At 73.4% G+C, this 6,826-nt stretch carries 7 protein-coding genes; 1 reads left to right on the top strand and 6 read right to left on the bottom strand.

Going from position 1 to position 6,826, the window contains the following annotated elements:
- Nucleotides 1-595: 595 nt before the first annotated feature.
- The 3 genes from GHR20_RS34935 to GHR20_RS34925 all read right to left on the bottom strand — a co-directional run bounded on the left by GHR20_RS34935 (nt 596) and on the right by GHR20_RS34925 (nt 2,895).
- On the bottom strand, nt 596-1,153 hold the full coding sequence (locus tag GHR20_RS34935; RefSeq protein ID WP_153815528.1) for a MepB family protein: 558 nt from the start codon (nt 1,151-1,153) through the stop codon (nt 596-598).
- Between the two features lie 73 nt (nt 1,154-1,226).
- Complete coding sequence (locus tag GHR20_RS34930) at nt 1,227-1,715, bottom strand: GNAT family N-acetyltransferase (RefSeq protein ID WP_194859071.1); 489 nt, start codon at nt 1,713-1,715, stop codon at nt 1,227-1,229.
- Between the two features lie 247 nt (nt 1,716-1,962).
- Nucleotides 1,963-2,895 carry a LysR family transcriptional regulator gene (locus GHR20_RS34925; protein WP_153815526.1) on the bottom strand — a complete coding sequence of 311 codons (933 nt, stop codon included), beginning with the start codon at nt 2,893-2,895 and terminating at the stop codon, nt 1,963-1,965.
- Between the two features lie 114 nt (nt 2,896-3,009).
- Between GHR20_RS34925 and GHR20_RS34920 the strand changes: the two genes are divergently transcribed.
- A complete protein-coding gene (locus GHR20_RS34920) occupies nt 3,010-3,852 on the top strand; it encodes an alpha/beta fold hydrolase (RefSeq protein WP_153815525.1) in 843 nt (280 codons plus the stop codon).
- A 418-nt stretch (nt 3,853-4,270) separates the two neighbouring features.
- On the opposite strand, the gene GHR20_RS34915 is transcribed toward GHR20_RS34920, so the two are convergent.
- From GHR20_RS34915 to GHR20_RS34905, 3 genes are all read right to left on the bottom strand, one after another.
- Entirely contained in the window at nt 4,271-5,524 is a 1,254-nt protein-coding gene (locus tag GHR20_RS34915) for an MFS transporter (RefSeq protein WP_153815524.1), read from the bottom strand.
- On the bottom strand, nt 5,521-6,372 hold the full coding sequence (locus tag GHR20_RS37920; RefSeq protein ID WP_243878229.1) for a GNAT family N-acetyltransferase: 852 nt from the start codon (nt 6,370-6,372) through the stop codon (nt 5,521-5,523). Before GHR20_RS37920 ends, GHR20_RS34915 begins: the two co-directional genes overlap by 4 nt.
- Nucleotides 6,373-6,527: 155 nt before the next feature.
- Nucleotides 6,528-6,731, bottom strand: a complete 204-nt coding sequence (locus GHR20_RS34905) for an MbtH family NRPS accessory protein (RefSeq protein WP_046421857.1) — start codon at nt 6,729-6,731, stop codon at nt 6,528-6,530.
- Between the last annotated feature and the right edge of the window lie 95 nt (nt 6,732-6,826).

The raw sequence follows: 6,826 nt of genomic DNA, 5'->3' as shown, positions 1-6,826 counted from the left end.
GAATCTCCGGGGGCGGAATATCTAAGGAGAACCCTAGGGACGGTCGTGAGACAACTGCACCTCATACGGCTTTCCCCAGCTCTCCTCCGATGACGAGGTCCGAGGATTTCATGGTGCATTCGCAAGCAGCCGAGAATCCCCCGGCGCGGCCTTTTCCCACGGCGCGCCCCGCTTCGCGGAAGCGCGCGGGGATGATTCGTCAACATGGACCCGACCGAGCACACCCGCTACCGCCGGCTGCTGAGCAAGCACTTCACCATCCGCCGCATCCGTGAACTCGACCACCAACATGCCGGCGCCGGGGACCTACGCCCTGCTGCGCTACCTCGGCGTGGTGCAGATCGGGCCGCTCCGGGTGGCCGCGCAGGACTTCGAGTCCGAGGGGCGGTCGATCCGCGCGGGCGAGGTCGTCACGGTGTCGCTGCCCGCCGCCAACCGCGACCCGCAGGGCTTCGAGGACCCCGACATCCTCGACATCCGCCGCGGCCTCTCCCGGGCACGTGGCCTTCGGCAACGGCCCCCACCAGTGCATGGGGCACCACTTGGCCCGGCTGGAACTCGCCATCGGCCACGAGTCGTTGCAGCGGTGCGCTGTTCAGGGCGCCGGACGGCCCGGTGTTGCGGACGTCCAGGGGTGGTACAGGGCGCGGGCGCGCGTCAGGTCGGCAGGGCCGGGCCGAGCGAGGTCGACGAAGTGGTTCACCTGCCACGCCTGGGTGGTGCGGGCCTGGCGGCTGGTCGTGGCCACCCAGGGCGGGTAGACGCGGAACCCGCGCTTTCCGCCGGAGCCGTCGCGGGCGACAATGCCCCGCTCGCACAACACCTCGCGCGGGAACACGAACTGTCCAAAGCCGTCGTCGTCACGGCTGCTGATGACGAAGAGGTCCACGCCGTCCTCCGTGTCGAAGGGCCGGATCGGCCCTTCTTCCGACCGCTGCCACACGGTGACGAACTGGCCCGCCTTCGTCGGGGTGGTCTTGGCCACGCGGAACCGGACCGCATGGTCGTCGAGCGTGAACGCGCACGCCGCGTACTCGGCGCTCTCCGGTTCGGGCACCGGCGACGAGCAGGCGAAACCGCTCGGGTCGTAGACCGCTGCCTTCGCTGCCAGCAGGTCACCGTGGACGCCCGTCCACGGCTGATTCGTCACCATGCCGCCATCCTGTCATCGCACCGGCGCACTGCCTGGCGGCCCTCGTGAGCTTCCGGGCCCGATCGGCGCCCCGTCACTCCGCAGGAATGCGGAATTCGAATTCGGGGCGGTCCCACGGCACGGCGGGCGGGTTCGCGCGTACGGTTCCGGTCCGGATCGCGCCGACGCGGTGGTAGAAGTCCGCGGCGGGCAGGTGCGACACGACCTTGACGCGGTCGAGCCCGGCGGCGCGGGCCTCGGACCGCATGTGCGCGATGAGCAGGCGTCCGATGCCCCGGCCCTGCGCCTCGTCGGCGACGAACAGCAGGTCGAGCTCCGGCGGGGCGAGGACGAGCGCGTAGAACCCGAGGACCCGGCCGCTGTCCTCCTCGCCGCCCACGGCCACGAAGCTGCGGTGGGCCTCGATGTAGTCGGGACCGACCCGGTAGCCCGCGACCGCGGACGCGTACTCGCCCGCGTAGGCGCCCGAGCCACGCACGAGCCGCGTGAGCCGCTTGGCGTCCCGGGCGACGGTCCTCCGTATCGTGATCTGCCGGCCGACCGGGGAAGTGCGTGAACTCATCGGGAGAGTATGTCGCACCGGGGAGCGCCCTCGTGCGGCGAGTCGGCCGCCCGGGCCGGCGATCCCGCCCCGCTCTCGGCAAACCGCTGGTGGAAGCGGGGCCGTGTGACGGGTGTCGCCGCCGCGTCCTTACGCGGAGTGTCCGAGGCACCACACCCGCACGGGTGATCTCCCGGCGGAAGCGCTCGCCCCGGGCGTCGGTGATGTGTACGGCGGTGGGCCCCTCCCTCGGCGGGCTCGGCCCGGATCACCTGGGGGGCCGGAGCCGGTCGTCGAGTGCGGCACCGACGTCGGGGCAGTTCTTCCGGATGGTGTCGAGGAAGGCGCGCAGCACCGGGGAGTGATCGCGGGCCGCGAAGGACAGGATGAGATCGGGCAGGGGTGTGCGCGGGGTCACCTCACAGAACCGCACGCCCGGACGCGGGACCGCCCTCATGCGGGACGGCCCCAGGCCGACGCCCACGCCGGAGGCGGCGAGGCCGATGATCGTGTGCACGTCCCTCGCGACGGTCGCGCCGCCGAGAGCCGAGGAGTCCGTGCCGAGCAGGGTGCGCAGTCCGGCGACGACGGCGGGCTCGTCCTCGCCGGCCGACACGATCAGCGGCTGTGTCCGCAACTGGTCGGCACTCACCGAGTGTTGACCCGCGTACGGGTGCACCGTACTCACCACGGCGATCACGTGGTCGCGTCCGATCGGGACGGACACGAGATGCTCGGCTCCGGCACCCCGTGGTGGGCCGAGGGTGAAGGCCACGTCCAGCTCCCCGGCGACGAGAGCCGGGCCGCTGCGGCTGGTCGCCATCTCGTGCAGTTCCAGCCTCACGTCGGGCCGTTCACGGCCGAACCTGCTCAGGACGCCCGGCAGCGGGTCGAGCAGGGCCGAGGCGATGAAGCCGAGACGCAGGCGTCCCGTCTCGCCGCGCGCGGCGCGGCCCGCGTCGACCGTGGCCGCCGCCATCTCGTCGAGCGCCCGGCGTGCCCGCACGAGGAACGCCTCACCGGCGGCGGTGGGGAACACCCCCTGGCGGGTGCGGTCGAACAGCCGGGCCCCGACCTCGCGCTCCAGGTCGGCGATCTGCTTGGACAGGGGCGGCTGCGCGATGCCCAGCGCGCCGGCCGCCCGGCCGAAGTGTTCGTGCTCGGCGAGAGCGACCGCGTACCGCAGATGTCGCGCCTCCACGACCCACGCTCCCTCGACGTCCCCTCGGCTGCCGACGATACCCCAAAGATATCGCCAAGCCGCCTACCAGATCTAGGAATGGATGGCGCCGTGGTTCCTGTCTGGAATGGAGCCATGAACGTCTCTCTGACCGACACCGTCTTCGTCTTCGTGCACGGTGCCTGGCACGGCTCCGGACAGTGGGCGGCGACGCAGCGCGCGCTGGCCGGACTGGGCGCCGCGAGCGTGGCCGTCGACCTGCCGGGGCACGGCTTCGACGCGCCCCTGCCCACCGGCTACCTGCTGCCCGGTCAGCCGGGCCTGCTGACCGAGAGGTCGCGGCTCGCCCCCTTGACGATGGACGACTGCGCCGAGGCCGTACAGAGCGTCCTGCGCCAGGTGCGTCACCATCGCGCTGTCGTGCTCGTCGCGCACAGCGCGGGCGGCGGTCCCGCGTCCCTGGTCGCGGAGCGGGCGCCCGGACTGGTGGACCGGATCGTCTACCTCTCCGCGTTCGTCCCGGGCGGGCGGCCGCGGTTCCACGACTACCTGGGCTCACCCGAGAACGCCACCGCGCTGGGCAAGGACCTGACCCTCGGCGACCCCGAGGCCCTGGGCGCCGTACGGATCAATCCGCTCTCACCGGACCCCGCCTACCTCGACGAACTGCGGGAGACCCACTACCACGACACCCCCCTGGACCGCTTCGACCGGTGGCGGTCCGCGCTGAGCCCTGATCTGCCCCTGGCGATCGCGACGACTCCGGTCACCCTGACCGCGGCGCGGTGGGGACGAATTCCACGGACGTTCCTGCGCTGCGCCGAGGACCGGGCGCTGGCACCGGCCGCGCAGGACCTGATGATCGCGGAAGCCGACCGGGCCTTCCCCGGCAACCCGTTCACCGTGCATACCCTGCCCGGCAGCCACAGCCCGTTCGCCGCCCGGCCGGGCGAACTCGCCGCGGCCCTCGCCTCGTGACCCGGCGTCGGACCGTGCGGGCTTCCCCGTCCCTGAGCCGGGGACGGCCCGCGGCCGGTGGCGGTGGGCGGCTCGTCCTGCCGGTCGTGCTGAGCGCGACATGCACGCGGTTGCGTGGCCGCGGCGGGGCTCGTCCACTTCGCACCCGCCACCGGCCCGGGCGCCGCGTTTCGGCACGCCATGATCTACGAGGCCGCCGTCTTCGCCCTCACCGCGCTGATCAGTCTTCGGATGCGCGAGGGCAACCGACCGGCCGCGCCGCGGGCGGATGCGGCGCGTGCCGCGGGGACGGTCGACGCACCCGGACCGCGAGCCCGTCGAAGCGGCGGGACGCGAGGCGGCAGAATCATGAGCCCTGACACCGAGTCGGCTTGCGGCCCCCTCCGCCTCCGCCGTCCACGAACTCGTGCTGAAACGATCAGCGAGGCGATATCGTCCGGATACCCTTGCTGACGGTGGCCGTCACCGCCGCGACGACGACCAGCGCCGGGAAGACCAGCATCGCCGGACCCGGGCTCCAGCGGGCCAGGAGCGCGCCGGCCAGGACGGGGGCGAGGGCGGCGGCCGAGCCGGCGGCGAGCAGGACGCCGCTGACCACGCGGCCCTGTAAGTGGTCGGGGGTGACGGCGGCCTGGTGGCCGAAGAGGGCGGCGTTCGCGGTGGGTCCGAGGAAGACGGCGGCGGCCAGCGGCACCGCGGCCAGGACGGAGCCGGACAGCAGGGTGCTGACCGCCATCAGGGCGGCGGTCACCCAGCACAGCAGGGTGATCAGGACGGGCAGCCGTATGCGCCGCTGAAGCGCCGGGGCGGCGAAGGCCCCGAGGAAGCCGCCGAGGGCGAAGATCGCCCCGGCGAAGCCCACCAGGACCGGTGCGACGCCGGCCCGGCGCAGCGCGAGGGTCATCGCGAAGATCATGCCGGTGAAGGCCATGTTCAGCGGCGCCGCGATCACCAGCAGGGCCCGCAGGAACGGGTGCCCCAGCAGGAAGCGCAGGCCCTCCGCGGTGGACGCGCCGACGGGCGCGGCCACCTCCTTGCGGGGCTGCTGGAGGGGCCGTCTGATCCAGCAGACGGCCGCCAGGGACACCAGGAAGCTCAGCGCGTTGCCCAGGAAGGGCAGGAAGCGGCCGAGCCCGAACAGCAGGCCGCCCAGGGGCGGTCCGGCGAGCGAGACGCCGTAGGTCCGGGCCTCGTTGCGGGCGACGGCGGAGGCGAGCTGGTCCGGGCGGACCAGGCTGCGCACCGAGGCGTGCTCGGCGGTGCTGAAGACGGCGGTGGCGGCGGCGCCGGCGATCACGACCGCGAGGATCACCGGCAGACCGGCGGCGCCGCTCAGGACCGCCCAGCCGAGCAGCGCGTACACGGCGATCCGCAGCGCGTCGCAGACGATCATCAGCCGGCGGCGGTCGAACCGGTCGGCGAGGACACCGGCCGGCAGCCGGCACACCAGGGTGGTGACGAGCCCGGCGGTGCCGACGACCCCGGCGCGTGTCGGGGACCCGGTCTGCTGGAGCACCAGCAGCGGCAGGGCCAGGTCGACCATGGCGCCGCCCAGGTCGGACAGGGACTGCCCGGTCCACAGCAGATTGAAGTCGCGGTTGCGCCACAGGCTCGGCGGCGGACCGGTGTCCGCCGCCCCGGTGGTCTCCTCGGCGAGCGGCGGCCGACTCATCCGGCCTCCCCGGCGCTCGCCGCCCCGGCCAGGCCGTCGCCACTGGTCGCCCCGGCCAGACGCTCACCGCTGACCGTACCGGCCAAGCCCTCGCCACCCCTGGTCACCCCGGTCAAGTCCCCGCCCCTCGTCGCCCCGGTCAAGTCCTCGCCTCTCGCCGCCCCGACCAAACCCGCGCCACCCGTCATCCCGGTCAAGTCCTCGCCACCCGCCGCCCCGACCAAACCCGCGCCACCCGTCACCCCGGTCAAAGCCTCGCCACCCGCCGCCCCGCCCGAGCCCGCAGCGCCCAGCGCTCCGGTCGGGGACTCGGCGGCCGTACGCTCCCCGGCGTCCCCCCACCCCAGTGCCGTGGGGATGATCAGCAGCTTCGTCACCGCGCCGTCGTCGCCGACGACATCGCGCAGATGGCGGAAGCCCAGGCGGCGGCACATGGCCAGGCTGGCCGTGTTCCCGGCGCCGACCATGCCGTACGCCTCGCTGAGGCCGAGGTGTTCGGCGGCGTGCCGGAGCAGGCCGCGGACCGCCTCGCCGCCCAGTCCCTGCCCCCAGTAGCCGGGGGCCAGCGCGGTGACGAGTTCGTGGCCCTCGACGTTGCCGGTCGGCTTCACCTCGGCGTGGCCGACGTAGCGGCCCGCCAGCCACAGGCCCCAGACGTCGAACCGGCCCTGGGGGTAGATGTCGTCGAGGATGGCGCGGAACACCTCGCGGATCTGCGGTTCGGGCACGAGGTCCTGGCCCATCCAGCGGCACACCTCCTCGTCGCGGAGCAGCTCGACGAAGACGTCCTCGTGCTCTGGCCGGTACGGCAGGAACTCCAGGCGTTCGGTGCGCAGTTCGGGGGTCATGACGGGCTCCTCAGGAGTGATGCGGTTGCGGTGAGGGCCGAGAGCGGTGGGGCGCCGGTGCGGCGGTCCGTACGTGGGGGGAGCGTCGGCCGGGGTGCCCCGCCGGGCCGGCACACGGCCGGCCCGGCGGGGTGGTGCGGATACGGTACGGCGGGTCAGGCGCCCGCGTTCTCCATGCGCTCGCGCAGGCTCTTGGGCCGCATGTCGGTCCACACCTCGTCGACGTAGGCGGAGCACTCGGCCTCGGTGCCCTCCTTGCCCGCGGGCTGCCAGCCGGCGGGCACCTCGATGTCGACGGGCCACAGGGAGTACTGCTCCTCGTCGTTGCGCAGCACCTGGTAGCGGGTGTTCTCGTCCATGTCGTTCTCCTTCGTGTTCGATCAGGTTCGGTTCGGTTCGGGTGGGTGGGCCGGAAGCCGCGGGCGGCCGGCGGCGCGGGTCGGGGCGCGGGGTG

Origin of the sequence: Streptomyces sp. SUK 48 (assembly GCF_009650765.1) — a bacterium.
GTDB lineage: Bacteria > Actinomycetota > Actinomycetes > Streptomycetales > Streptomycetaceae > Streptomyces.
The sequence above is the reverse complement of the archived record's forward strand: the minus strand, read 5'-3'. Positions and strand labels throughout refer to the sequence as shown.